Source organism: Saccharothrix ecbatanensis (genome assembly GCF_014205015.1).
GTDB lineage: Bacteria > Actinomycetota > Actinomycetes > Mycobacteriales > Pseudonocardiaceae > Actinosynnema > Actinosynnema ecbatanense.
On sequence record NZ_JACHMO010000001.1, the window covers coordinates 8230501 to 8256071 of the forward strand.

Sequence of the window (25571 nt, forward strand, 5' to 3'; positions counted from 1 at the left end):
GCAGTCTGACGAGGGAGCGCACGTGGCGGTCATCGAGCAGGTCGGCGCCCGCGAGATCCTGGACTCGCGCGGCAACCCGACCGTCGAGGTTGAGGTCGCGCTGGACGATGGCACGCTGGAACGCGCCGCGGTGCCGTCCGGCGCGTCGACCGGTGAGCACGAGGCGGTCGAGCTGCGCGACCGCGACCCCCGCCGCTACCTCGGCCGGGGAGTGGAACGCGCCGTCACGGCCGTGCTCGACGAAATCGGTCCGGAACTGGTCGGCATCGAGGCCGTCGAACAGCGCGTGGTGGACCAGAAGCTGGTCGACCTGGACGGCACCCCGGACAAGTCCCGCCTGGGCGCGAACGCCATCCTCGGCGTGTCGCTCGCGGTGGCGAAGGCGGCGGCGACGTCCAGCGGCCTGGAGCTGTTCCGGTACATCGGCGGCCCGAACGCGCACGTCCTGCCCGTGCCGATGCTCAACATCCTCAACGGCGGCGCGCACGCCGACACCGAAGTGGACATCCAGGAGTTCATGATCGCGCCCATCGGCGCGGAGAGCTTCCGCGAGGCCCTGCGCTGGGGCGCCGAGGTGTACCACGCGCTGAAGGCGGTCCTGAAGTCGAAGGGCCTGTCCACCGGCCTGGGCGACGAGGGCGGCTTCGCGCCCGCGCTGGCCAACAACCGCGCCGCGCTCGACCTGATCCTGGTCGCGATCGAGAAGGCCGGTTACACCCCCGGCCGCGACATCGCGCTCGCCCTGGACGTGGCCGCCACCGAGTTCCACTCCGACGGCGCCTACACGTTCGAGAAGTCCAAGCGCAGCGCCGAGCAGATGACCGGCTACTACACGGAGCTGGTCGACGCCTACCCGCTGGTGTCGATCGAGGACCCGCTGTCCGAGGACGACTGGGACGGCTGGGTGCAGCTCACCGCCGAGCTGGGCGAACGCGTGCAGATCGTCGGCGACGACCTGTTCGTGACCAACCCGGAGCGGCTGGAGGAGGGCATCTCCCGGCGTGCGGCGAACGCGCTGCTGGTGAAGGTCAACCAGATCGGCACGCTGTCCGAGACGCTGGACGCGGTCGCCCTGGCCACCTCGTACGGCTACAAGTCGATGATGTCGCACCGCTCCGGCGAAACCGAGGACACCACGATCGCCGACCTCGCGGTGGCCACCGGCGTCGGCCAGATCAAGACCGGCGCGCCCGCCCGCGGTGAGCGCACGGCCAAGTACAACCAGCTCCTGCGCATCGAGGAGGCCCTGGGCGACGCCGCGCGGTACGCCGGCGACCTGGCCTTCCCGCGGTACACGCCGGAGAGCTGATGGCGCCGCGGGAACGGGCCCCTCGACGTGGCCGGGACGCCACGTCGAGAGTCAGCCCTGCCGCCGGTCGGGACCGCGGGTCCGGCGACCGCCGAGCAGGGGATCGCACCGCGGCGGGTCGCAGGGCGGACGGTAAAACCGCTGGTCGTACGGCCTCCAGCGCGGCCGACCGCAAGACCGACAAGGGCCGCGCGAGGCCCCAGGCGAGGCCGACGGCGCGCAAGCCGCAGTCGAAGGCCCGGACCAGGGCGGGCGCGGGCACCGGTGGCGCGTTCGGCATGACCGGCACCCGGCGTGCCGCGCTGCTGGCGATGGTGGTGTGCGCGCTCGCGCTGAGCATCGCCGTGCCCCTGAGGACGTACCTGGCGCAACGCGAGGAGCTGCGCGAGGTAACGGCGTCGCACGAGACCCTGCGAGTCGAGGTGGCCCAGCTGGAGCAGCGCAAGCGCGAACTGGCGGACCCGGCGCACGTGGAGGCCGAGGCACGTCGCCGGCTGCATTACGTGCGGCCCGGCGAGACGCCCTACATCGTGCAGCTCCCCGGTGACGCGGAGCGTGAGATCGACGAACAACGACCGGCCGCGAAACCGGCCCAGGACAAGGCGTGGTACGAGCAACTGTGGGATTCGGCGGCGGCGCGATGACGGTCAGTGACGAGGACAGGGCGGCGGTGGCGGCGCAGCTGGGGCGCGCGCCGCGGGGCATGCGGGAGGTCGCCGCGCGGTGCCCCAGCGGGCACCCGGCGGTCGTGCAGACCAACCCGCGCTTGGAGGACGGCACCCCGTTCCCGACCCTGTACTACCTGACCTGCTCGCGGTTGAACTCGTACGTCAGCCGGCTGGAGGGCGCCGGGCTGATGAAGGAGATGACCGACCGGTTGGCCACGGATGAACAGTTGGCCGAGCACTACCGCCGGGCGCACGAGATGTACTTGGCTGAGCGCGACGCGATCGAACCGCTCGGGACGACCGTCACCGCGGGCGGCATGCCGGACCGGGTCAAGTGCCTGCACGTCCACGTGGCGCACTCGCTGGCAGCGGGCCGGGGGGTGAACCCGTTCGGCGACGAGGCCCTGGACAGGCTCACGGAATGGTGGCCGAGCGGTGACTGCGCGTCAACAGTGAAAAAGTGACCTAACGGGCAGTTCTTCGGACATCCACAGGCACGTAAGAGTGACACCGCCGTTCGGATCAGGCACTCTGGGTCGAGGCCGGGTAACGACTATTGGGGAGTTCGTGGCTGTGCCGAAGAGCAAACGTCGTGTGCGGAAGAGGACCAAGGTCCATCCGGGCACGATGACGCCACGGCAATGGGGTTTCGCCGCGACGGCGACCGCCGCGATGCTCATCCCCGCCCTGCTGCACGGCGCCACACCGGTCGACTGGGTCAACCTGTCGAGCAGGTCCGGGGTCGAGGCCATTCCCCCCGGTCCCGGTGACGTGCTGGGCACGCTGTCGCTGAAGGACCGGGGCGCCCTGGGCGCCACCGGCCGACTGCCCGAGACGGACGAGCTGAGCGCGGCGCTGCTCGACGACGCCGACGACCCGTCCGAGTTCGAGGACGAACTGCCCCCGCTGGACGGCGGCTACCTGCGCGAAGGGCAGCACGGCATCCCCGGCGTCATGCTCGAGGCCTACATGCGCGCGGCGGACCGGCTGGCCCGCACCACGCCCGGCTGCAAGCTGGACTGGCCGTTGCTGGCGAGCATCGGCCGGATTGAGTCCGGGCACGCGCACGGCGGCAGGGTCGCCGAGGACGGCACCACGGTCAAGCCCATCGTGGGGCCGGTGCTGGACGGCGGGCCCGGTGTGGCGGCGATCCGGGACACGGACGGCGGCCGGTTCGACGGCGACCGGACCTGGGACCGGGCCGTGGGCCCGATGCAGTTCATCCCGTCCACCTGGGCCGGTTACGAGGCCGACGGCAACGGCGACGGGCAGAAGAACCCGAACAACATTTACGACGCCACCATCGGCGCGGGCAATTACCTGTGCGCGTACGGCGCGGACCTGAGCGATCCGGTGCAGCGCGCGCGGTCGGTGTTCCGGTACAACCACTCCGAGGAGTACGTCCGGACGGTGTTGTTCTGGGCGGATGCCTACTCGAAGGGCGTCACCCCGCTGCCGGACGTGGTCGGCTCGGACGACGACTACGGGCCCGGCGTGACCCCCGGCAACCCGGAGCAGCCCGGCACCACGCCGCCCGGCACGACCCCTCCGGGCACGACGCTGCCCGGCACCACGACGCCGCCGTCGCAGGGCACGACGAACCCGCCGACGAGCACGACGCGTCCGGGGACGACGGTTCCGCTGACTCCGACGCCGTGCCCGACCCCGACGACGACGCCGACGGAGACCACGACCACCACGCCGACGACGACGCCCACGACGACACCCTCCGTGCCGCCGGGCTGCCCGACGCCGACCACCACCACGCCGCCCACGACGACGACCACGCCGGTGCCGACGACCACCGAGGCCCCGGCGACGACCACCGAGCCCCCGGCGACGACTTCCGAGCCGCAGGCGACCACATCGTCCGCCGCCGCCACCCCGGAACCGACGACGCCGCAGGCCACCACCTCTGAGCGCACGACGCCGGAGGGCACGACGCCGGAGGGCACGACGCCGGAGGGCACGACGCCGGAGGGCACCACTCCGGCGGGGACCACGGCGGACAGCGGCACGACCTCCGGCGACCAGGCCTCGTCCGCCGAGCCGTCGCCGACCACGTCGTCCATGCAGCCGAACTGAGCCCTCCCGGTCCGTTCACCCAGCCCTGCCGACGCCAGGCCCGCGCACGTCACGGGTCAGGCGGGTGGTGCGGCGACTAGTGTTCGGGGCAGCACCCACCGGCAGGGAAGGAACCCGGGCATGGCACGCGTGGCCGCGATCGATTGCGGGACCAACTCGATCCGCCTGCTGGTCGCCGACGTGACCACTTCGGACAGTGGCGAGCGGTCGCTGCGCGACGTGCACCGCGAGATGCGGGTCGTCCGGCTGGGCCAAGGGGTCGACGCCACCGGCGAGCTGCACCCCGACGCCATCGCCCGCACCCGCGCCGCGCTCGTCGACTACACGAACATCCTGCGCCGCAAGGGAACCGAGCGCGTCCGCATGGTCGCCACCTCCGCCACCCGCGACGCCGCCAACAAAGACCGGTTCTTCGACATGACCCGCGAAGTCCTGGGCGTCGAAGCCGAAGTCATCACCGGCGACGAGGAAGCCCGCCTCTCCTTCACCGGCGCCGTGTCCGATCTGGACCCGGGCGAAGGCCCCTTCCTCGTCTCCGACATCGGCGGCGGGTCGACCGAACTCGTCCTCGGCGCCTGGAACGGCGTGCTCGGCGACGTCGAGGCCGCCCGGTCCGTCGACATCGGCTGCGTGCGGCTCACCGAACGCTGCCTGCGCGGCGACCCGCCGACCGAAGCCGACGTCGAGGAGGCCGTCCGGGTCACGAGGGACATCCTCGCCGAGGCGTTCGAAGCGGTGCCCACGGCGAAGACCAACACCTGGATCGGCGTCGCCGGCACCGTCACCACCCTCGTCGCGCTCACCAAGGACCTGCCCCAGTACGACCCGGCGGAGATCCACCTGGCCCGGATCGGCCTCGACCGGATCCGCGAGACCACCGCCAAGCTGCTCACGATGAGTCACGACGAGCGCGCCGCGTTGGGCCCGATGCACCCCGGCCGCGTGGACGTGATCTGCGGCGGCGCGTTGATCGTCCGCACGCTGGCCGACCACCTGGAGTCGCGCGGAGTGACGGAACTCGTCTCCAGCGAGCACGACATCCTCGACGGCATCGCCTTCTCCCTCGCCTGAAGCTGTCAACTGGGATTGATCGTGATCAAGCCGTGACGCCGTCACCGGTATGGCCCAGCTCACTGTCGCAATAGCGTTCCTCCCACGCTTTGAAAGCGGTCGACTCTGTTCGGTTAACCCCGATCAGGTGGGAGGACCCAATGTCACGTGCACGATTAGTCCCAGCGGCCGTCGCGGTCGCTTTGGTCGCGACCGCCTGCGGCGCCGCGGACACCCCGGCGGCCTCGAACACCGATGCCGCAATCACCATCTTCAACACCGAGCCGGAGAACCCGCTCGTCCCCGGCAACACCACCGAGGCCGGCGGCAGCCGCGTCCTCGACCCGATGTTCACCGGCCTGGTCGAGTACCGCGCGGAGGACGCGCAGCCGGTGAACGCGATGGCCGAGTCGATCGAGACCACCGACTCCAAGGTCTTCACCGTCAAGATCAAGCAGGGCTGGCTGTTCCACGACGGCAGCCCGGTCACCGCGAAGAGCTTCGTGGACTCCTGGAACTGGACCGCCTACGGGCCCAACGCCACCCAGGGCGCCAGCTTCTTCTCCCAGATCGACGGCTTCGCGGCCGTCCACCCCAAGGACCCGGACGGCCGCGACGGCCCGCAGGAAGCGCCCGCCCCGACGGCGGAAACCCTGTCCGGCCTGGAAGTCGTGGACGACCACACGTTCAAGATCACCCTGTCCGAGCCGTTCGCCGTGTTCCCGGTGACCATCGGCTACGAGGTGTTCGCGCCGCTGCCGGAGGCGTTCTTCAAGGACCGCCTGGCCTTCGAGAAGCACCCGATCGGCAACGGGCCTTTCAAGTACGTCTCGCGCACGGTCGGCAGCGACATCAAGCTGACCCGCAACGACGACTACAAGGGCACCGACAAACCGAAGTTCAAGGACCTGACGCTCAAGGTCTACCAGAGCCGTGAATCGGCCTACGCCGACCTCGTGGCGAACAACCTGGACTTCCTGGAGGAGCTGCCGCCCAACGCGTTGGCCGGCAAGCAGTACGAGACCGACCTGGGCGAACGCGCGGTGCAGCGCGAGACGCTGAACATGCAGACCATCGCGTTCCCGTTCTACCTCAAGCCCTACGACAACGTCGAACTCCGCCGCGCGATCTCCATGTCGATCAACCGCGACGAGATCAGCAAGGTCATCTTCGAGGGCACCCGCAAGCCGGCCGACGGCTGGGTGCACCCGCTGATGAAGGGCTACAAGCCAGGTCAGTGCGGCGAGTACTGCGAGTACAACCCGGAGAAGGCCAAGGCGGCGCTGGCGAAGTCCGGCTACACCGGTGAGATCGTGCTGCTGTCCAACACCGACGGCGGGCACACGGAATGGGCCGAGGCGGTGGCCAACAGCATCAAGAACACCCTCGGTGTCGAGGCCAGGTTCGCGCCGTCGACCAGCTTCGGCGAGTTCCGGCAGAAGGTGAACGCGCACGAGATGACGGGCATGTACCGGGCGGGCTGGATCGCCGACTACCCGTCGATCGAGAACTGGCTCACGCCGCTGTACCGGACCGGCTCGTCCTCGAACGACGGCGGCTACTCGAACCCGGCGTTCGACGCGAAGCTCGCCGAGGCCGACAAGGCGGCCAGCGAGGAGAAGGCGATCGAGCTGTACCTCGAAGCCGAGCGGATCCTCGCGGAGGACCTGCCGATGATCCCGCTGTGGACGCAGAACACCATCGCCGGCCGCTCCGACCGGCTCAAGGTGGCGAACCTCGACCCGTTCCGCAGGCTGGACCTCTACACGGTGGAAGTCGCGTAGCACCAGGGGTTCCGCACGGGCCGGTCCGGGTTCCAGACCCGGACCGGCCCCGGCCGAGGGGAGTGCGCGTTGGGGCGTTACGTCCTGCGCAGGCTTTTGCAGATGGTGCCGGTGTTCCTCGGCACCACGTTCCTGATCTACGCCCTGGTGTGGGCGGTGCCGGGCGACCCGTTCGAGGGCAAGTGCGGCGAACGGGACTGCCCGGCGTCGTACGTGGCGGCGATGCGGGACAAGTTCAACCTGGACGACCCGCTGCTCGTGCAGTACGGGAAGTACCTGCTCGGGCTCTTCCAGGGCGACTTCGGCGTCACGTCGTCGGGGCTGGAGGTCTCGGGCCGGATCGCGGCGGCGTTCCCGGTGACGGTGAAGCTCGCCGTGGTGGCACTGCTGATCGAAGCCGTCATCGGCATCACCGCGGGTGTCGTCTCGGGCCTGCGCAACCGCGGGTTCCTGGACAGCCTGGTGCTGGTGTCCACGCTGTTCCTGATCTCCATCCCGGTGTTCGTCACCGGGTACGTGGTGCAGCTGGTGTTCGGGCTGCAACTCGGGTGGATCTCGCCGACGGTCAACTCGCCGACGTTCGGCAACCTCATCGTGCCCGGGTTCGTGCTGGCGAGCCTCTCGATGGCTTACGTGGCAAGGCTTTCGCGCGCCAGCATCTCGGAGAACCGGCGGGCCGACTACGTGCGCACGGCGTTGGCGAAGGGCCAGCCGACGCACCGGGTGGTGGGCGTGCACCTGCTGCGGAACTCGCTGATCCCGGTGGTCACGTTCCTCGGCACGGACCTCGGCGCGTTCCTGGGCGGCGCGATCGTGACCGAGGGGATCTTCAACGTCCCTGGTGTCGGAGGGCTGGTGTTCCGGTCGATCTTGACAAAGGACGGCGCGATGGTGACCGGCGTGGTCACCGTGCTGGTGTTGGTGTACCTGCTCATGACGTTGCTGGTGGACCTGCTGTACGCGGTCTTGGACCCGAGGATCCGCTATGACTAGTCAGATCGCTTCACTGGTGGCGGAACAGCCGCGCGGGCTGTTCGGGGACGCCTGGCACACGTTGCGGCGGCGGCCGTTGTTCTGGGTGTCCGTGTCGTTGATCATGCTGATGCTGTCGATGGCGCTGTTCCCGGGGCTGTTCTCGTCCGGGGACCCGAACCTGGCGGAGCTGTCACGGTCGCGTGGCGCGCCGTCGGCGCAGGCCTGGTTCGGGTACGACAACCAGGGCTACGACATCTACACGCGCGTCGTCTACGGGGCACGGGCGTCGATCGTCGTCGGGGTGCTGGCGACGCTGGGCGTGGTGCTGGTCGGGGCGTCCGTGGGGATGCTGGCCGGGTTCTACGGCGGGTGGTTGGACGCCGTGGTGTCGCGGATCGCGGACGTGTTCGTGGGTGTGCCGTTCGTGCTTGGCGCGATCGTCATCCTCACCACGTTGAACGCCGGCGGCAACGCGGGGCCGGTGCGGATCGTGGCGCAGGTGGTGCTGTCGATCTCGGTGCTGTCGTGGCCGGTGGCGATGCGGATCATGCGGTCCACGGCGATCGCGGCCAAGCAGCAGGACTACGTGAAGGCCGCTCGGGCGTTGGGCGCGTCGTCGGCGCGGATCATCGGCAAGCACATGCTGCCCAACTGCGTCGCGCCCGTGCTGGTGTACTCCACGATCGCCCTGGGGGCGTTCATCGGCGCCGAGGCGACCTTGTCGTACCTCGGGATCGGGCTGCGGCAGCCGGTCGTGTCGTGGGGCGTGATGATCAACAGTGCCAAGGACTACCTGCGGGTCGCGCCGCACGCGTTGCTGTTCCCGGCCGGTTTCCTGACCGCGACCGTGCTGGCGTTCGTCATGCTGGGTGACGCGGTGCGTGAAGCCCTCGACCCGAAGCTGCGTTGATTGCTGGGAGGCTTTTGTGCTGCTGGAGGTCGAGGACCTGCACGTGGAGTTCCGGACGCGGGACGGGGTGGCGCGCGTGCTGAACGGCGTGAGCTACCACGTGTCGGCCGGCGAGACGTTGGCCGTGCTGGGCGAGTCCGGGTCGGGGAAGAGCGTGACCGCGCAGGCGATCATGGGCATCCTCGACACGCCACCCGCTTTCGTGACGCGCGGATCGGTGCGGTTCCACGGTGAGGAGCTGCTGTCGGCGTCCGCGGAACGTCGTCGTGCCGTGCGCGCCTCGGGTGTGGCGATGATCTTCCAGGACGCGTTGTCCGCGCTGAACCCGGTGTTCACGGTGGGGTTCCAGATCGAGGAGCAGCTGCGGATCCGGCGCGGGATGAGCCGTGCCGACGCGCGGGCGCGGGCGATCGAGCTGCTGGACCTGGTGCGGATTCCCCTTGCGCGGCAACGCGTCCGGGACTACCCGCACCAGTTCTCGGGCGGGATGCGGCAGCGGGCGATGATCGCGATGTCGTTGGCGCTGGACCCCGAGGTGCTGATCGCGGACGAGCCGACGACCGCGCTGGACGTGACCGTGCAGGCGCAGATCATGGACCTGCTGGCGGAGATCCAGCGCGAGCGGCAGATGGGGTTGATCCTGATCACGCACGACCTCGGGGTGGTCGCGGAGGTGGCGGACCGGATCGTGGTGATGTACGCGGGGCGGATCGTGGAGCACGCCGACGCGGTGTCGCTGTTCCGCTCGCCGGGGCACCCGTACACGGCGGCGTTGATGCGTTCGCTGCCCCGGTTGGACTCGAAGGGCACGGCCCTGGAGACGATCCGCGGGCTGCCGCCGAGCCTGCTGCGGATCCCGTCGGGATGCCCGTTCCACCCCCGGTGCCCGCGCGCGGAGGACATCTGCGCTTCGCACGTGCCGTCGGCGGTGCGGCTCGGGTTCGGGCGGACCAGCGCGTGCCACTTCGCGGAGGAGATCGTCGGTGGTACCCGTGCCTGAACTGCTCGAAGTGGTGGACCTGGTGAAGCACTTCCCGGTGACGCGGGGGGTGGCGTTCCGGCGGACGGTCGGGCACGTGCGGGCGGTGGACGGCGTGTCGTTCACGTTGGGCGCGGGGGAGACGCTGGGCGTGGTCGGCGAGTCGGGGTGCGGCAAGTCGACCCTGGCCCAGGTCCTGATGCGGCTGGAACCGCCCACGTCCGGGTCGGCGCACTTCGAGGGCGAGCCGATGTTCTCGCTCCGGGGCGGCGCGCTGCGTCGGTGGCGGCGCGAGATGCAGATCGTGTTGCAGGACCCGTACACCTCCCTGAACCCGCGGATGACCGTGGGCGACATCGTGGGCGAGCCGTTCGAGATCCACCCGGAGGTCGCCCCCAAGTCGTCCCGGGCCGGGCGGGTGCGGGAACTGCTGGACGTCGTGGGCCTGAACCCCGAACACCTCAACCGGTACCCGCACCAGTTCTCGGGCGGGCAGCGGCAGCGGATCGGGATCGCGCGGGCGTTGGCGTTGAAGCCGAAGGTGATCGTGTGCGACGAGCCGGTGTCGGCGCTGGACGTGTCGATCCAGGCCCAGGTGATGAACCTGCTCGCGGAGCTCCAGGGCGAGTTCGGGCTGTCGTACGTGTTCATCGCGCACGACCTGTCGGTGGTGCGGCACCTGTCGGACCGGGTGGCGGTGATGTACCTGGGGAAGATCGTGGAGATCGGCACCGAGGAGCAGATCTACCGGCATCCCACGCACCCGTACACGCAGGCGCTGCTGTCGGCGGTGCCGGTGGCCGACCCCACGCTGCGGGGCAGGCGTGACGTGATCCGGCTGACCGGCGACGTGCCGTCCCCGGTGGACCCGCCCTCCGGCTGCCGCTTCCGCACGCGGTGCTGGAAGGCGCAGGACGTGTGCGCGACCGAGGAACCGGCGTTGGTGGAACGCGTCGGCGGGCACCCGAGCGCCTGCCACTTCGCGGAGGAACGCTCGGTCGTGCCCTGATTCGCAGTACCCCGGGTGGCCGGCCGCACGCGGGCACGAGCCGGCCACCTCGTGCCGGACGACGACGGCCCCCGGCGCGGTGAGCGCGCCGGGGGCCGTTCGGAGACTCCGATCAGGTCAGAAGAAGCTCCAGTACTGGTCGGCGAAGTTGCCGCAGCTGTACTGGACGACCTGTGCCCGCTCCGCGGTGCCCTGCACCAGCAGGCACTTGTTGCTGTTGACGTTCTGCAGCTGGTAGCGGGCGCTTCCCTTGTCGATCAGCCGCCAGTACTGGTCGACCAAGTCGGCGCAGGCGGTCTGCATGGCGGGGGACGAGTCGCTCGTGCCCTGCACCAGCAGGCACTTGTAGCTGTTGGCGTTGCGCAGCTGGTAGCGCGCGTTGCCCTTGTCGATGAACGACCAGTACTGGTCGTTGAAGTAGGCGCAGTTGGTCTGGATGACGGGCGCGCGCTCGGCGGTGCCCTGGACCAGCAGGCACTTCTTGCTGTTGGCGTTCTGCACCAGGTACAGGGACTGCGCGGTCGGCGGCGTGCTCACCGCCGAAGCGGTCACCGCCGCCGCGCCGTCGGCGGACCGAGCGGTGGCGGCCGTGGCGGACGGACTCGTGAGCAACACCGCGACCATGCCGACGAGTGCGAGAACTAAGCTTGTCAGACGCTTTGACATGACATCCCCCTCATGTTGTCGGAGCGTGACCAACATAGCGAACATGCAGGTCAGCTCGTCAACTAAAGTTTAATGAACGCGACGTGACCCTGGTCACGTCGCCTGCGGGCATGAGGAGGTCGGGTGACACCACCGAGCGGGCGGCGCACCCTGGCGCAGGCGCTGACCACGTTGATCGGGAAGAAGGCCGAGCGCGACGGCGAAGCCTCGGTCGCCGACCAGGTGATCGGCGAGGCCATCGGCAAGTCCCGGACCACGGTGTGGAAGCTGCGAACCGGGCAGGAGGTCAACCCCAAGATCGAGACGTTGGAGGCGCTGGCCCGCTACTTCGGTGTCCGGGTGGGCTACTTCCTCGACGAGGACAGCGCCGCGATCGCCGACGACCAGCTGGACTCCCTCGTCGCGGCGCGCCGCCTCCAGGAGACGGCGGAGAAGCACGGCGTGCGCGGCATCAACGCCCGCCTCGGTAGCCTGTCCCCGGACAGTCTCGCCGCGGTCGCGCGGCTGATCGAGCAACTTGGCGAATCCGAAGGGCAGCGGCCGTTCCCGCATGGAGAAGCGACCCCGTCCGGAACGGACCGACCTGACCGCTCTGCGCCGGCGGATTGAACGGGAGCTGGACTCGCTCGACTGGCCGACCCCGTTCGACTTCGACGGGCTCCTCGACCAGATCGGCGCCAAGCGGGGCAAGCCGATCGGCCTGTTCGCCGCGGAACTGCCCGCGGACGGACCGGGCGGGCTGGTCATCGAGCGGGCGGACGACCTGGTCATCGTGTTCGACGACCGCCTGCCGCCCTTGCAGCAGGAGCACATCATCCTGCACGAGGCCGCGCACGTGCTGTTCGGCCACCGCGGCACGTCGCTCGACGACCTCGGCGGGGAGGGCTTGACCGAGCTCGACCCCGACGTGGTCGAGCAGGCCCAGCGGTTCGCGCAGCGGGACGGCTACTCGAACGCGGAGGAAGCCGAAGCGGAGGTCGCCGCGGGACTGATGTGGCTGCGCGTCGGCGCGGCGCGGTGCATGACGCCACCGCGGTTCGACCTGCCGGAGGTCGCCGCCGCGAACGCGCGTTTCGCCGCGGCTCTGACGAGGAGACGGCGGACCACCTGATGCCCACGGTCGTGACCGTCGCGATCACCGCCGCGTTGTGCCTGGCCTTCATGGTCCGATCGCTGACGCGCAACCCCGCCAACGGCGCGCTGCGGGCCGCGTGCCTGTCGACGTTGGCGTTCCTGCTCGCCATGTACACGGTGCTGATCACGGCCGGCGCCGAAGCGGCGGATCCCATTCCCGCGGTGGTCTGGGCGGTCTCCGTCGGCCAGCACGTGCTGATCATGGCGGGCCTGTGCCTGGCCATGGCCGTCCTCCTGCACTCGATCCACCTGCCGGCGGTGGCCACCGCCCTGGTCAGGCGTCACGGCGCGGTGCTGCTCGCGGCGATCGCGATCGCGGTCGTCTTCGCCTCCCTCGCACCGCCTCCCGACTACACGGCGGGGTTCGTCGCCGAGTACGCGACCGCGCCGATCTCGTCGCTGTACCTGCTCGTCTTCGCCCTCTACTCGATGGCGATGATCGCGACCATCGCCTGGCTCTCCTGGCGGTGGTCCCGCCTGGCGGACGGTCCGTGGATCCGCCGTGGGCTGCTCGTCGGCGCGGTGGGGAGTTCCGCGGGGGTCGGGTACTGCGGGGTCAAGGCCGCCTACATCGCGCTGGCTCGGCTGGACGTCGCCCCGCCCGTGCCCGAGCAGGTGGTGACGCACCCGCTGATCCTGGTCAGCGTCCCCCTCGGGCTCGTCGGGCTGACGGTTCCCGGGTGGGGTCCGTGGCTGACCGCGGTGAACCGGTGGGCGGTCTGGTACCGGGCACACCACCAGCTGCACCCGCTGTGGGCGGCCCTGACCGAGGACCTGCCCCACGTGCGGATGCCGTTGGGCACGTCCAGGCTCGGCAGGTGGCTGGGAGCCGCGTGGGACGACCGGTGGGCGCCCCACGCGCGCGACATGGACCTGAGGTTGCACCTGCGGGTCGTGCAGATCTGGGACGCCCGCCGGGCGTTGCAGGGCTACTGCGATCCGGCCGTCTACGAGCAGGAGCTGCGACGGGGCGCCGAGCGGGACCGCACGGGCGACGCGGTCGTCGCCCGTGCGGAGGCGGCCATGTTGGCGGCGGCGTTGCGCCGCCACCGGCGGGGAGACCCGGTCGTCGGCGACAAGTCCCGCGTTCCCCTCGGGACCGATGCGGCGGACCTGGCGGCCAACGTCCTCTGGCTGAGCCGGGTCTCCCAGGCATTCGCCCGGAACCGCTACTAGCGGTCAGCGGCGGACTGGACGAATTCGGCCAGGTCCTTCGACTGCTGGACCCTGCTTGGCTCATGGACGTACATCATGTGCCCGGCGGGGTAGTACGCGGCTTCGATGTTGGCGTGCAGCTCGTCCGGAATCTGAAGGTGCGCCACCACGTGCTCGGCCGCGTAGTACGGCGTCGCACCGTCGAAGTGCCCGTATGCGATGTGCACTCGAAGGTGCGGGTTGGCGCGCATCGCCGACGCCAGCTTGTTCGCCACCGTCACGTGCACCCCCTCGAACTCCTTGAACGACCAAGGCCGCACGTTCATCGTCAAGATTTCGTACGGCAAGTCGTTCTCGTACTCCAACTCCGCCCGCACGTAATGGTTCAACGCCGCCGTGTAAGGCCCGAGGATCGCCGAGTACGACGGGTCCTCGCTGAAGGTCTCCCGGCCGTAATCCGCGTCCGGCCCGGTGAACCGCGAGTCCAGCCGCCCGACGACCTTCCGCTCCGACCGCAGCAACTCGGTGAAGAACCGCACGTGCTCGACCCGCAGGTTCACCCGGTCCACGTAGTCCTCGCTCAGACCGGTGAGCCGGGCCAGCCGCGCGACGATGTCCGCACGTTCCTCAGTGGACAGTCGGTTCCCGCGCGCCAGCGCCCACGGATAATCCCGTGACGCGAACTCCTCGGCCTCCGCCAGCACGTCCTCAAGCGGACGCGACCCGTGCAGCCCGTGGTAGTGCGCGATCGCCGCGTACGTCGGCAGGAACAACGTGTGCGGCAGGTCGTTGCCCTCGCTGAAGTCCAGCGTGGCGAAGTCCAGCACCGACGAGATCAGCATCAACCCGTTGAGGTACATGCCGTACCGGGACTGGAGGTACTCGGCCAACCCGGCCGCCCGCGTCGTCCCGTACGACTCGCCGGCCAGGAACTTCGGCGACATCCACCGCCCGTTGCGCGACGTCCACAGCCGGATCACCTCGCCGACCGACTCCAGGTCGCCCTGGAACCCGTGGTACTCGCCGGGCTTCTCGCCCTTGACCGCCCGCGAGTACCCGGTGGACACCGGGTCGATGAACACGAGGTCGCTGTGCGCGAGCAGCGTCTCGGCGTTGTCGACCAGGTCGTACGGCGGCGGCGCCATGGCGCCCACGTCACCGGACACCACCCGGCGCGGCCCGAGCAGCCCGAGGTGCAGCCACACGCTGGACGACCCCGGCCCGCCGTTGAACGCGAACGTCACCGGCCGCTTCGCCGGGTCCGCCCCGTCCAGCGTGTACGCGGTGAGGAAGACCTCGGCCTTCGGCTGGTGGCCGTCGAACTTGCCCTCCGTCAGCACCTCCTGCCGCAGCACCACCCGACCGGTGGTCGTGGTGTAGTTCAGCTTGCGGCGCTTGACGGTGATGCTGTGCTGGGTGGTGACGAGGTCGTCGACCGGGAGGTCCCGCTCGTCGCCGGGTTTGTCCTTGGCGGCCTGCTCGTCGCCGTTGTCCTTGTCGGTCATGGTCGAACTCTACGATCGGAGTCGCGTTCCTTGCTCCCGCTGTCCGCTCTTGACGAACGGGTTACCAATTGCCGCACGTGCCCGCGGTTGGTGGCGTGGCGCGAGGAGGTGGCGCGGGTCAAGCGGGCGGCGTTCCGGGATCAGGACTACTGGGGACGCCCGGTGCCCGGCTTCGGCCCGGCCGACGCGTCACTGGCGATCATCGGCCTGGCGCCGGCCGCGCACGGCGCGAACCGCACCGGCCGCATGTTCACCGGTGATCGTTCGGGGGACTTCCTGTACGCGGCGATGCACGCGGTCGGGCTGGCGACGCAGCCGACGGCGACCCACATCGGCGACGGCCTGGAGCTGATCGGCACCCGCATCACGGCCCCGGTGAAGTGCGCGCCGCCGGAGAACAAGCCGACCCCGGAGGAACGCGACAACTGCCGTCCGTGGCTGATCCGGGAGCTCGAACTGCTCCGCCCGACCCTGCGCGCGGTGCTCGTGCTGGGCGCGTTCGGCTGGCAGGCAGCGCTCCCCGTGCTGGCCGCGTGCTGGCAGATCCCCCGCCCACGTCCGGTGTTCGGACACGGGGTCAGGATCACGCTGGAGGCCCAGGACGACGGCCCGCCCCTGCACCTGTTCGGCTGCTACCACGTGAGCCAGCAGAACACGTTCACCGGTCGGCTGACGCCCGAGATGCTCGAATCGGTGCTGCTCAAGGCCCGACAGGCGGCGGGAATCGGAGCGCCACCCCGGTGAATCACCTCCGCGGCACAACATCCTCACCGGGCCGGCCGAGCCGGGTGATCGCCTATTGTCCGGCTCATGGGGGCGATCGAGGGTGAGTTCTGGAGCGCCGACACCCACGGCGTGCAGGCTCCGCTGACTGACGAAGCGGTGCGGGAGGCCGAGCGGGTTCTCGGTGTGGTGCTGCCCGCCGTGTTGATCGAACTGCTCCGCGTCCAGAACGGCGGCGGCGTGGTGTCCGGTCGATCCGCGTACCCGACGAACACGCCCGCGTCATGGGCGCCGGACCACGTGCCGTTCGAGGGCCTGATGGGCATCGGCTCCACCGGGGACGCGCTGACGATCCTGCACACGCCGTACCTGGTGCGGGAGTGGGGCTTGCCCGAACGCGTCGTCCTGCTCACCGGTGACGGGCACTGGTGGATCGCACTGGATTACCGGGTGTGCGGTCCGGCCGGTGAACCGTCGGTCGTCTGGCTCGACGCCGAGATGGACGAAGACCTGACCCTCGCCCCCTCCTTCCAGTCGTTCGTCGAAGCCCTGGCACCGGCCGCTGCGTTCGGTGAATCCGGGTAGTTTCAGGCGGCTGGTCAGCCGTACAGGTGACGGTGGACGGCGGGGTCGTTGGCGAGCACGAAGTCGACCACCTGCCAGAACTCCGGCAGACGCGGGTGGGTCAGGCCGTCCTCCCGGGACAGCCGCACGCCGTGGACGTCGCCGCCTGACCCGTCCATGCACGCCTGGACCAGGGTCGCCGCCGGTTGCGGGTTGCCCTCGACCGGGCCGACGCGGCACCCGAACGTCACGTGGTCGTCGGTGGAACCGGTGCCCCAAGTGCCCAGGATGACGTCGATCCACGTCTCGTGCGGCTGGTCACGGTGGTGGTAGGAGTTGGCGAAGTACACGGCGTGCGCGTCTCCGTCGCGGTGGATGAAGTTCCACGCCCGCTCGATCGGCGCGTTGCAGCACCCGCACTCGTACTGCCTCGTCTGCCGTTCGTCGGGATCCATCGTCAAGGCCACCGGTGCACCCTAGCCACGTCCGATAGGCCAGTCGGCGGCCTTCCCCGGAAACCGCACGCGGCGGCCCCGGCCGGCAGGCATCCTTGGCTCATGAAGCCCCGGCTCGCGCTCGTCCTCGCGGTGGGGTCGGCGCTCGCGCTGGTCGCTCTCGCCGCGCGCGGGACGTCGCCGGTCCGGTACCAGGAACGGCCTTTCGCCGCCGACGAGAAGCCCCCGCCGCCCACCGAGTCGGACACCTCCCTCGACACCGACCTGGGCGGATCGACGGTGGCCGGGTCGTTCCTCGCCCTCACCATCGTGCTGATCGTGGTGGCGGTGGTCGCGGTCGTCGCGCTGCTGATCTCGTTCGGCATGTTCCGGTGGAAGCGGCGGCGTGGGGTGGGGATCGCGGTCGACGCGCCGGAAGTGGGGGACGGCAGCGCGGAGCCGCCGGCGATCTTCGTCCGCCGTGCGACGGAAGCGCTCGACGAGTTGCGCGACCAGGGCGGTCCACCCGGTGACGCGGTCATCGCCGCCTGGCTCAGCCTCGAACGGGCCGCCGAGGACAGTGGCGTGCCACGCCAAGGCCACCAGACGCCCACCGAGTTCACCGGCGACCTGCTGCGCCGCTACGAAGTGGACGAAGGCGCCGCGGGCACGCTCAAGCACGTCTACCAACGGGCGCGGTTCGGGACGGCGGAGGTGACCGCGGCGGACGCCCGCACGGCCACCGAGGCGTTGGAGCAGATCGTCCGGGACCTCCGGTGAGCCCGCTGGCCGGCATGGCCCGCGCGACAACGCTGGGAGTCGCCGTCGCCGCCGTCACCGCGTTCGTCCTGGTCCGCGTCGGCGCGCCGTGGCACTGGGCGGTGCTGATCGCGTTGCCCGTCGGCGCGTTGGCCCTGTTCGCCGCACGCCTGCCGCGCGCGACGGACGTCGTCTGGGCGCCCCTGCCCGCGACCATCTCCACCGCCACGTTCGTCCAGGCCAGCACGCTCGCGAGTCGGCTCGCCGAGGCCGCCGTGGACCAGGACCGGTTCGTCACCCGCGTCCAGCCCCGGCTGCGACGGCTCGCGGAGGCGCGGTTGCGGCAGCAGCACGGCGTGCACAGCCTCCAGGACCCGAGGGCGCGCGACCTGCTCGGCGCCGACCTGCACCGCCTGCTCACCGACCCGACCGCACCGCTGCCCGAGCCGTCGAAGCTCGCCGACCTCTTGGAGAACCTGTGACCCCGGGCAACGAAGCGACCCCCGGCGCCGAAACCGGCAACGGACCCGGAAGCGAGAAGGTCGAGACGATCGCGGCCGAGGCGAAAGCGGTGCTCGCCGCCGTCGGCACCGTCGTCGTGGGTCGGGAACGGTCGTTGCGGCTGGCGCTGGCGGCCGTTCTCGCGGGCGGCCACGTGCTGCTGGAGGACGTGCCCGGCCTGGGCAAGACGCTGATGGCCCGGTCGCTGGCGCAGGCGTTGAAGCTCGACTTCAAGCGCCTCCAGTGCACCCCCGACCTGCTGCCCGCCGACGTCACCGGCTCGTTCCTCTACAACCCGGGCGACCGCGAGTTCACGTTCCGCGAAGGACCGCTGTTCACCGGCCTCCTGCTGGCCGACGAGATCAACCGGACGCCCCCGAAGACCCAGTCCGCGCTGCTGGAAGCCATGCAGGAACGGCAGGTCACGGTCGAGGGCCGCACGTTCCCGCTGCCCCGCCCGTTCCACGTGCTGGCGACCGCGAACCCGGTGGAGTACGAGGGCACCTACCCGCTGCCCGAGGCGCAGCTGGACCGGTTCCTGCTCCGGCTCGACATCGGCTACCCGCCGCCCGCCGAAGAGGTCGAGGTGCTGCGCCGCAGGCTCACCCGGCAGCGCGAGGAGACCGAGGTGGAGGCGGTGCTGGACGCGGAACGGCTGCGGCGGCTCCAGCACGGCGTGGAACAGGTGTCGGTGGACGACGACGTGCTCCGGTACTGCGTGGACCTCGCGTCCGCGAGCCGGAAGCACAACGCCGTCGAGGTCGGGGCGTCACCGCGCGGCGCGCAGGCGTTGGTGCTGGTGGCACGAGCTCTGGCGGTGCTCGACGGGCGGGACTTCGTGCTGCCGGAGGACGTCAAGGAGTGCGCCGTCGCCGCCCTCGCGCACCGCATCACGCTGCGTCCGGAGACGTGGACGTCCGGCGTCACCGGCGTGGAGGTCGTGACCGAGCTGCTCGGCCGCGTGGCCGGGCCGGCGAGCACCCGTTCGTCATGACGAGGGCGCAGCGGCTACGCGAAGCGTTCACCAGCGGGCGAGGGGCGCACTGGCACCCGACCGACGCGCTGGTGCGCGGTCTGGCGCTCGGCGTCGGGATGGTGGTGCTCGGCGGGCTGCTGCACGAGGTGGAGCTGGTCCTGTTCGGCGCGCCGCTGCTGATCTCCACGCTGCTCGCCCTGATCACGCCCGTCACGGGCACCCCGACGGTCAAGGTCCACGGGCTGCCGCGCACGGGTGAGATCGGGGCGGCCAAGTCCATCGTCGAGGTCGACCCGGGCACGGGCGCCGAGGTGCTGGCGATCCGGCTGCCGGACCCCGTGGCCGGCGGTATCGGCGTGGTGCACCTGATGCCCGCGACGGCGCGGGAGATCGACGTCGTGCTGCGGCGTGACGCGTGGGGCGAGGGTGTCGACCTGCGGCCGGACCACCTGGTGGCGGGGCCGGACGCGTTGTTCGTGCACGGTCCGATCACCGCCGTCGAACGCGGTCGGGTGATCCTGCCGCCGGTGGAGGCGTTGCCCGCCGGTCTGCTGCCCGCGCGGGCCGTGGGACTGGTCGGCGCGCACCGGGCACGGCGGCCGGGCGACTCGGTGGAGCTGCGCGACATCCGGGCGTTCCAGCCGGGCGACCGGCTGCGGCGGATCGACTGGCGGGTGTCGTTGCGGACCAGCGCGATGGCGGGCACCGCCGAGGGCACGTACCTGCACGTCCGCGAGCACCACGCGGAGGCGGACGCGGACGTGGTGCTGGCGTTGGACACTCGGCAGGACGTCGGCGCGGAGCTGGGGGAATGGGCGACGCCGGCGCGTGCGACGACGGTTCACCCGCTGGGCCGGTCGCTCGGGGAGTGGTCGCTGGCGTCGCGCGGGACGACCGTTCGGCCGGGCGGCAGTCTCGACCTGGCGGTGCGGGCGGCGGCGTCGTTGGGGGCCGGGTACCTGCGGCAGGGCGACCGGGTGGGCCTGGTCGACCTGGGCCGGCCGCAGCTGGGCGCGCGTCCGGGCGTCGGGCGGCGGCAGTTGCTGCGGCTGCGCAACCAGCTCGTGGTGTGCGCGCGGTCGGCGGGGTGGGCTCAGCGGCCCGTGCTGCGGCCCGAGCAGGTGCCGCACGGGGCGCTGGTGGTGGTGCTGTCGCCGTTCCTGGACGCCGAGGTGGTGGAGTTGGCGGTGCACGCCGCGCGGCGCGGGAACCTCGTGCTGGCGGTGGACGTGCTGCCGCAGCCGTTGCGGCCCGATCCGGAGGCGCGGTGGGGTGTGAGCGCGTTGAAGGTGATCCGGCTGGAGCACGACGTGCGGCTGGAGGCGATGCGGCAGCACGGCGTGGCCGTGGTGCCGTGGGGCGCGCCGATCGCGGGCGTGCTGCGTCAGGCCCGCACCGAACGGCGGCTGTCCAGATGACCCAGCCCGCGCCCCCGACCGCGCCCCCGACGCGAGCGTCGAACTCGGGGTACCTGAGCGTTCGACTCGCGGGGCCTGAACGTTCGACTCGCGCGTTCCGAGCGTTGAACTCGGGGGTTCCGAACGTAGGACTCACGCGTTCTGAACGTAGGACTCACTGGTGAGGGGCGGGGTGCCCGGATGGGTGCTGCGGGCGGCCATCGCGGTCGCCGCAGGCGCGGTGGGCGGAGTGCTGGCGGTCCACGGGGTCGAGTGGCCGGCCCTGGCGCTGTACGGGCTCCTGGTGGCCGCCGCGGTGGCGATCCCGGCGTCCGCCGCGGTCGCGCTGATCATCGGCTACCCGGCGGCGGCGATGGCGTTCGTGAGCGACGACCGGTCCTGGGCGGGCGTGTTCGCGCTGGTCGTGCTCCTGCACCTGGTCCACGTCCTGGCCGCCTATGCGGCAATAGTCCCGATCGGATCACGCGTTCACCCGGAAGCACTAAAGGCGCCCGCGAAGAGGTTCGCCACCGTTCAACTCTGCGTGCTGGCGCTCGGCGCGGTCGTCATCCTGTTGCCGGGCGGCCGAACGGACGCGGCGGTCGAGATCGCGGGCCTCGCGTGCGCGATCGGACTGGTCCTCGGGGTGGTCCTCCTGATGCGCCGAAAAGGCTGAGAAACGCGCCGTCCGACCTCAGTCCGAGCTGAACGTCTGTATCGTTCCTCTCAGCACGTTCACCATGATCTGCTGGTCAGCGCCGGCGTGTCCGTCATCACCCGGCGACTGTGGTCACAACAGGGCCGATCGATGCGCGGGAAAGCCCCCTCCGGTGCGACCATATGTGTATGGCTGCTGTGAAGTCGCAACCCACACGGATCGTGATTGTCGGCGGTGGGTACGTCGGCATGTACACCGCGCTGGGATTGCAGAAGAAGCTGCGTTCCGGCGAGGCATCCGTCACGGTGATCGACCCCCAGCCCCACATGACCTACCAGCCGTTCCTCCCCGAGGCGGCGGCCGGCTCCATCGAGCCCCGCCACGTCGTGGTGCCGCTGCGCAAGGTCCTCAAGCGCTGCCACGTGGTCACCGGTCGTGCCACCCGCATCGAGCACGAGCGCAAGGCCGTCACGGTCGAGCTCGCCGACGGCCACGTCGAGGAGTTCGAGTACGACGTGCTCGTCTCGGCGCTGGGCAACATCTCGCGCACCCTCCCCATCCCGGGGCTGGCCGAGGTCGGCATCGGCATGAAGACCATCGGCGAGGCCATCTACCTCCGCAACCACGTGCTGTCGCGGCTCGACCAGGCGTCCAGCACGAAGGACCCGGAACTGCGCAAGCGGTTGCTGAGCTTCGTGGTCATCGGCGGCGGTTTCGCGGGCATCGAGACGCTGGCGGAGCTGGAGGACATGGCCCGCTACGCGCTTCGCTACTACGAGAACCTCAAGCAAGAGGACATGCACTGGGTGCTGGTCGAGGCCACCGGCCGGATCATGCCCGAGGTGAGCGCCCGGCTCGGCGCGTGGACCGTCGAGCAGCTCGAGAAGCGCGGCATCAAGTGCTACCTCGACACGCGCGTCAAGAGCATGGAGGGCGGCCACGTCGTCCTCGACGACGGCACCGAGTTCGACTCGGACACCATCATCTGGACCGCGGGCATGAAGGCCAACCCCATGCTGCGCAACACCGACCTGCCGCTGGACGAGCGCGGCCGGGTGCGGTGCACGGCGGCCACGCAGGTCGTCGGCCTGCCGGGCGTGTGGGCGGCGGGCGACTGCTCGGCCATCCCGGACCTGTCGCAGACCGAAGAGGACCCGACGGCCGTGTGCGCGCCCAACGCGCAGCACGCCATCCGCCAGTCGAAGCTGATGACCAAGAACATCATCGCCACGCTGCGCGGCAAGCCGACCAAGGACTACCACCACAAGTACGTGGGCTCGGTCGCCGGCCTCGGCCTCTACAAGGGCGTGGCGGACGTGTACGGCGTGCGGATCAAGGGCGTCCTCGCCTGGCTCCTGCACCGCGCCTACCACGTGATGTTCATGCCCACGTTCAACCGCAAGTTCCGGGTGTTCGTGGACTGGACGCAGGCGCTGTTCTCCGGCCGCGAGGTCGTCGCGCTGGGCCAGATCCACGAGCCGAAGGCCGAGTTCGACCGCGCCACCAAGAGTTGACGCGAACGGCCGCCTGTCTGCTGCGCCGTTCGGCACGGTGGGCGGGCGGCCGTCCGGACCAGCCATCTCAGTAGAGCCCCCGGACGGCCTAGCGACACGCCGGTAACCTTGACATTGCGTAACGTGAACCCGAGAATACAGCTGGTGTATCGCCTGAATGTGTGATGCATCAGTGGGGAGAGAGGTGACCGCGATGTCTCTCGAGGAGCTGGCCGCACAGCTTCGCCGCGGTGAGATCGAGGATCGTACCCTGGCGGAGTACTCCGCGGAGTACGCCACCGCCGAAAAGCGTTTTTGCAGCAAGAAAGACGACTGAGTCATGCCCGTCTCCGGTTGGGGGAACGAGCTCGTCCCCCCAACCGAGGCAGCCAGACCCGCGAAACCCACCCCGCTGCTGCTCCAAGGTCAGGACTACCTGTTCCGGTCGCAGCCGAAGTGCCTGGACTTCCAGGAACAGGTGCACCGCCTGGGGATGGTCGACGAGGGTGACGGCAGCCCGGTGCCCTGCGTGCTGGTGCTCGCCCGCGCCGCCGACATGGAGATGAACGAACTCTCCATCGCGCTCGCCGAACGCGGCATCCGGATGGCCCGCATCGACGCCGACCGCTCCGTCGACCTGCCGCTCACCGTCTACACCGACCAGCCGCTGCTGGAACTCGACCGCTGGCTGCTGCGCCCGTTGCTGGTGTGGCGCAGGCACTTCGAACTCACCGCGGTCCCGCTCGAACCGGGCACGCTGGCCGCCGCCTACGCCGTGGACCAGTGGGGCGCGGTCGCCGACTGGCTGTCCAGCCGGGGCGACTGGGCGCACGTCAACCCGAGCCGCAACACCTCCCACCTGAACCGGCTGACGCAGCTCGCCGACGCCTCCGCGTTCGGCCTGCGCGTGCCGCGCACCACGGTCACCACCCGACCCGGCCGCACCAGGCCGGGCGGCGCGCAGTGCATCGTCAAGACTTCCGGCCGGCACCTGCTGGAACCACGCCCCGGCATGCAGCACGGCCTGTTCCCGCGCCCGCTGGAGACCAGCCGGTCCGGCGACGTGCCCGAGTCCGCGCCGGTGATCGTCCAGGAGTACGTGCCGTCGGACACCGAGCTGCGCGTGTTCGTCGTGGGCGAGCGGTGCCTCGCGTTCCAGGTGGACAAGCTGGACCCGGCGCAGCTGTGGGTGGACCCGGAGGCGGTCCGCGTCACGCCGGTCGACGTGCCGTCCGGGCTGACCGACCGGCTGCTCGCGCTGGCCAGGCACTGGCGGCTCCAGGTGGCCGCGTTCGACCTGCTGGTCTCGGGCGGCGACCACGTGTTCCTGGAGGTCAACGTCAACTGCGACTGGCGGTGGTTCGAGCACCGGGCGGGGGACGCGCGGGTGTCGGCGGCGGTGCACGACTGGGTGGCGGCGCGCTTCAAGGAGCTCCTGGGTGCGGGCAAAGGTCGCTGAGCACGCGACGCTGTTCTACCAGGACGGCGCCGTCGTGTGGGACGACTACCTCCACCACCGTCAGTTCGCCATCAGCGAGACCGCGGAACTGCTGTGCCGCAAGTTCACCGAGTTCACCGACGTCGACGCGCTGCTCGCGCCGCTCGGCGAGGAGGACCGGGCCGCGCTGCGCAAGGTGCTGGACGAGCTGGTCGACGCCGGTGTGCTGATCGTGGAGGGCTCGCCCCGGCACGAGGAGGAACGCCGGCTGCTGGCCGGCTGGAGCACCTGGGGCGTCTCCGCCCGGCACTTCCACTTCGCCAGCCGCACCCTCGCCGACGCGCCGTACCAGGGTTCCGACGAGCACGACGCGGTGCTGGACGCCAAGCTCGTGACGTCGCCGCCGCCCCCGCCGTTCCGCAGTCTGGGTGGCGCCGTCGTGCCGCTGCCGCCGTTGCCGGACGAACCCGAGTGGGCCGGGTCGGGGCTGTTCGACGTGCTGCTGGAGCGGCGCACCACCCGTGAGTTCGGCACGTCCGGTGTGCCGCTCGACCGGGTCGGCGAGCTGCTGGCGGTGTTGGCCGGGCCGTCGCCCGCTCGGTCCCGGATCGGGCGGTCCGGCACGGTGTTCAAGACCAGCCCGTCCGGCGGCGGGCGGCACCCGGTCGAGCTGTACGCGCACGTGCGGGACGTGCCGGGGCTGGAACCCGGCTGGCACCACTACGACGGGCTCGCGCACGCGCTTGAGCCCATCGGAGTGTGCTGGGGGCCGGACGAGATGGCCGCGGCGGCGGGGGACCAGGACTGGGTCGGGCAGGCCCCGTTGGTCCTCGCGTACACCGGCGTGCTCGAACGGACTAGATGGCGTTACGACACCTCACGTGCATACCGTGTTGTGCAAATGGACGTAGGACATCTATCCCAAACGGCTTATCTGGTTGCTACGGCAATGGGCCTGGGTATCGGCTTCACCGCAGCATTGCGGGATGAGCTGGTCGAACAAGCACTCGACTGTGATGCTTATCACGAGGTTGTACTCGGCCTGAGCGCCTTGGGTCCATTACCCGAATGAGCGCAATAGCGGATCGCATTGAGCCGTGCGGGGGACTTCTTCCAAACCTGCCCCACGAACGCTCGGTAACGGCTTAGGCTCCCCGCTGCCCCCGTAGCCCAACCGGTAGAGGCAGGCTCCTTAAAAGAGTCACAGTACGGGTTCGAATCCCGTCGGGGGCACGTTCGGTGCCGCATTGGCTTCACCCATCTGCCGGGTGAACACGAACCCGCATGCGCGGATCGTCAGTCACCTGAGTCACCCGATCGGACCCGCGAAGTGGTCCGGGAAGCCGTCCCGTGAACCGGCATACCCGAACGGACCACTCGCGGTGTCCGACCGGCTGAC

Annotated in this window: 27 protein-coding genes and 1 tRNA gene; 25 read left to right on the forward strand and 3 right to left on the reverse strand. The window is 70.4% G+C overall.

All coding sequences use genetic code 11. The features are described 5' to 3' along the window. Positions 1 to 22 precede the first annotated feature (22 nt). The 10 genes from eno (at position 23) to F4560_RS36430 (ending at position 10769) form a co-directional block, all read left to right on the forward strand. Positions 23 to 1309, forward strand: a complete 1287-nt coding sequence (gene eno / locus F4560_RS36385; protein WP_184927615.1) for a phosphopyruvate hydratase — start codon at positions 23 to 25, stop codon at positions 1307 to 1309. 278 nt (positions 1310 to 1587) lie between these two features. Then, on the forward strand, positions 1588 to 1953 hold the full coding sequence (locus tag F4560_RS36390) for an FtsB family cell division protein (RefSeq protein WP_184927616.1): 366 nt from the start codon (positions 1588 to 1590) through the stop codon (positions 1951 to 1953). Beyond that, the gene (locus F4560_RS36395; RefSeq protein ID WP_184927617.1) at positions 1950 to 2441 is read left to right on the forward strand and encodes a DUF501 domain-containing protein; all 492 of its coding nucleotides are present in this window, start codon (positions 1950 to 1952) and stop codon (positions 2439 to 2441) included. The genes F4560_RS36390 and F4560_RS36395 overlap by 4 nt, the downstream gene beginning before the upstream one ends. Before the next feature lie 163 nt (positions 2442 to 2604). Further along, a complete protein-coding gene (locus tag F4560_RS36400) occupies positions 2605 to 4062 on the forward strand; it encodes a lytic transglycosylase domain-containing protein (protein ID WP_221483765.1) in 1458 nt (485 codons plus the stop codon). A 120-nt stretch (positions 4063 to 4182) separates the two neighbouring features. Beyond that, positions 4183 to 5133 carry a Ppx/GppA phosphatase family protein gene (locus F4560_RS36405; protein ID WP_184927618.1) on the forward strand — a complete coding sequence of 317 codons (951 nt, stop codon included), beginning with the start codon at positions 4183 to 4185 and terminating at the stop codon, positions 5131 to 5133. Between the two features lie 140 nt (positions 5134 to 5273). Continuing rightward, a complete protein-coding gene (locus F4560_RS36410; RefSeq protein ID WP_184927619.1) occupies positions 5274 to 6896 on the forward strand; it encodes a peptide ABC transporter substrate-binding protein in 1623 nt (540 codons plus the stop codon). Between the two features lie 69 nt (positions 6897 to 6965). Continuing rightward, positions 6966 to 7889: an ABC transporter permease gene (locus F4560_RS36415; protein ID WP_184927620.1), complete on the forward strand. Its 924-nt coding sequence runs from the start codon at positions 6966 to 6968 to the stop codon at positions 7887 to 7889. Next, positions 7882 to 8781 carry an ABC transporter permease gene (locus F4560_RS36420; RefSeq protein WP_184927621.1) on the forward strand — a complete coding sequence of 300 codons (900 nt, stop codon included), beginning with the start codon at positions 7882 to 7884 and terminating at the stop codon, positions 8779 to 8781. The genes F4560_RS36415 and F4560_RS36420 overlap by 8 nt, the downstream gene beginning before the upstream one ends. A 16-nt stretch (positions 8782 to 8797) precedes the next feature. Beyond that, a complete protein-coding gene (locus F4560_RS36425; protein WP_184927622.1) occupies positions 8798 to 9781 on the forward strand; it encodes an ABC transporter ATP-binding protein in 984 nt (327 codons plus the stop codon). Beyond that, positions 9774 to 10769: an ABC transporter ATP-binding protein gene (locus F4560_RS36430; protein ID WP_184929606.1), complete on the forward strand. Its 996-nt coding sequence runs from the start codon at positions 9774 to 9776 to the stop codon at positions 10767 to 10769. Before F4560_RS36425 ends, F4560_RS36430 begins: the two co-directional genes overlap by 8 nt. Before the next feature lie 117 nt (positions 10770 to 10886). Here the strand turns inward: F4560_RS36430 and F4560_RS36435 are convergent, their stop codons facing one another. Further along, positions 10887 to 11393, reverse strand: coding sequence for an RICIN domain-containing protein (locus tag F4560_RS36435; protein WP_184927623.1), 507 nt, complete (start codon positions 11391 to 11393; stop codon positions 10887 to 10889). 165 nt (positions 11394 to 11558) lie between these two features. On the opposite strand from F4560_RS36435, the gene F4560_RS36440 reads away from it, so the two are divergent. Genes F4560_RS36440 through F4560_RS36450 form a run of 3 tightly spaced genes read left to right on the forward strand, consistent with a single transcriptional unit; the run spans position 11559 to position 13745 of the window. After that, positions 11559 to 12044 carry a helix-turn-helix domain-containing protein gene (locus F4560_RS36440; protein WP_184927624.1) on the forward strand — a complete coding sequence of 162 codons (486 nt, stop codon included), beginning with the start codon at positions 11559 to 11561 and terminating at the stop codon, positions 12042 to 12044. Further along, positions 11986 to 12546, forward strand: coding sequence for a hypothetical protein (locus F4560_RS36445; protein WP_184927625.1), 561 nt, complete (start codon positions 11986 to 11988; stop codon positions 12544 to 12546). The genes F4560_RS36440 and F4560_RS36445 overlap by 59 nt, the downstream gene beginning before the upstream one ends. After that, positions 12546 to 13745, forward strand: a complete 1200-nt coding sequence (locus F4560_RS36450; protein WP_184927626.1) for an MAB_1171c family putative transporter — start codon at positions 12546 to 12548, stop codon at positions 13743 to 13745. Before F4560_RS36445 ends, F4560_RS36450 begins: the two co-directional genes overlap by 1 nt. Here the strand turns inward: F4560_RS36450 and F4560_RS36455 are convergent. Next, the gene (locus F4560_RS36455) at positions 13742 to 15229 is read right to left on the reverse strand and encodes a S10 family peptidase (RefSeq protein ID WP_184927627.1); all 1488 of its coding nucleotides are present in this window, start codon (positions 15227 to 15229) and stop codon (positions 13742 to 13744) included. The genes F4560_RS36450 and F4560_RS36455 overlap by 4 nt on opposite strands. A 30-nt stretch (positions 15230 to 15259) precedes the next feature. On the opposite strand from F4560_RS36455, the gene F4560_RS36460 reads away from it, so the two are divergent. After that, positions 15260 to 15973, forward strand: a complete 714-nt coding sequence (locus F4560_RS36460) for a uracil-DNA glycosylase (RefSeq protein ID WP_184927628.1) — start codon at positions 15260 to 15262, stop codon at positions 15971 to 15973. Positions 15974 to 16039: 66 nt separating this feature from the next. After that, positions 16040 to 16537: an SMI1/KNR4 family protein gene (locus F4560_RS36465; RefSeq protein WP_184927629.1), complete on the forward strand. Its 498-nt coding sequence runs from the start codon at positions 16040 to 16042 to the stop codon at positions 16535 to 16537. A 14-nt stretch (positions 16538 to 16551) separates the two neighbouring features. Here F4560_RS36465 and F4560_RS36470 read toward each other — a convergent pair whose 3' ends face one another. Continuing rightward, positions 16552 to 16983: a hypothetical protein gene (locus tag F4560_RS36470; RefSeq protein ID WP_184927630.1), complete on the reverse strand. Its 432-nt coding sequence runs from the start codon at positions 16981 to 16983 to the stop codon at positions 16552 to 16554. Between the two features lie 90 nt (positions 16984 to 17073). On the opposite strand from F4560_RS36470, the gene F4560_RS36475 reads away from it, so the two are divergent. The 10 genes from F4560_RS36475 (at position 17074) to F4560_RS36515 (ending at position 25405) form a co-directional block, all read left to right on the forward strand. Beyond that, complete coding sequence (locus tag F4560_RS36475) at positions 17074 to 17730, forward strand: DUF4129 domain-containing protein (RefSeq protein ID WP_184927631.1); 657 nt, start codon at positions 17074 to 17076, stop codon at positions 17728 to 17730. Further along, positions 17727 to 18191 (forward strand): hypothetical protein, encoded by a 465-nt coding sequence (locus tag F4560_RS36480; protein ID WP_312869684.1) that lies wholly within the window; start codon positions 17727 to 17729, stop codon positions 18189 to 18191. Before F4560_RS36475 ends, F4560_RS36480 begins: the two co-directional genes overlap by 4 nt. A 68-nt stretch (positions 18192 to 18259) precedes the next feature. Then, complete coding sequence (locus F4560_RS36485) at positions 18260 to 19204, forward strand: AAA family ATPase (protein WP_184929608.1); 945 nt, start codon at positions 18260 to 18262, stop codon at positions 19202 to 19204. Then, on the forward strand, positions 19201 to 20604 hold the full coding sequence (locus F4560_RS36490) for a DUF58 domain-containing protein (RefSeq protein ID WP_184927632.1): 1404 nt from the start codon (positions 19201 to 19203) through the stop codon (positions 20602 to 20604). The genes F4560_RS36485 and F4560_RS36490 overlap by 4 nt, the downstream gene beginning before the upstream one ends. Positions 20605 to 20764: 160 nt before the next feature. Next, positions 20765 to 21259: a hypothetical protein gene (locus tag F4560_RS36495; RefSeq protein WP_184927633.1), complete on the forward strand. Its 495-nt coding sequence runs from the start codon at positions 20765 to 20767 to the stop codon at positions 21257 to 21259. Positions 21260 to 21429: 170 nt separating this feature from the next. Beyond that, entirely contained in the window at positions 21430 to 22755 is a 1326-nt protein-coding gene (locus tag F4560_RS36500) for an NAD(P)/FAD-dependent oxidoreductase (RefSeq protein ID WP_184927634.1), read from the forward strand. Between the two features lie 193 nt (positions 22756 to 22948). After that, complete coding sequence (locus tag F4560_RS45835) at positions 22949 to 23071, forward strand: hypothetical protein (RefSeq protein ID WP_269321641.1); 123 nt, start codon at positions 22949 to 22951, stop codon at positions 23069 to 23071. A gap of 3 nt (positions 23072 to 23074) precedes the next feature. Next, positions 23075 to 24193, forward strand: a complete 1119-nt coding sequence (locus F4560_RS36505; protein WP_184927635.1) for an ATP-grasp domain-containing protein — start codon at positions 23075 to 23077, stop codon at positions 24191 to 24193. Next, on the forward strand, positions 24174 to 25244 hold the full coding sequence (locus tag F4560_RS36510; RefSeq protein ID WP_184927636.1) for a SagB/ThcOx family dehydrogenase: 1071 nt from the start codon (positions 24174 to 24176) through the stop codon (positions 25242 to 25244). The genes F4560_RS36505 and F4560_RS36510 overlap by 20 nt, the downstream gene beginning before the upstream one ends. 87 nt (positions 25245 to 25331) lie before the next feature. After that, positions 25332 to 25405, forward strand: a tRNA-Leu gene (locus F4560_RS36515). Positions 25406 to 25571 lie beyond the last annotated feature (166 nt).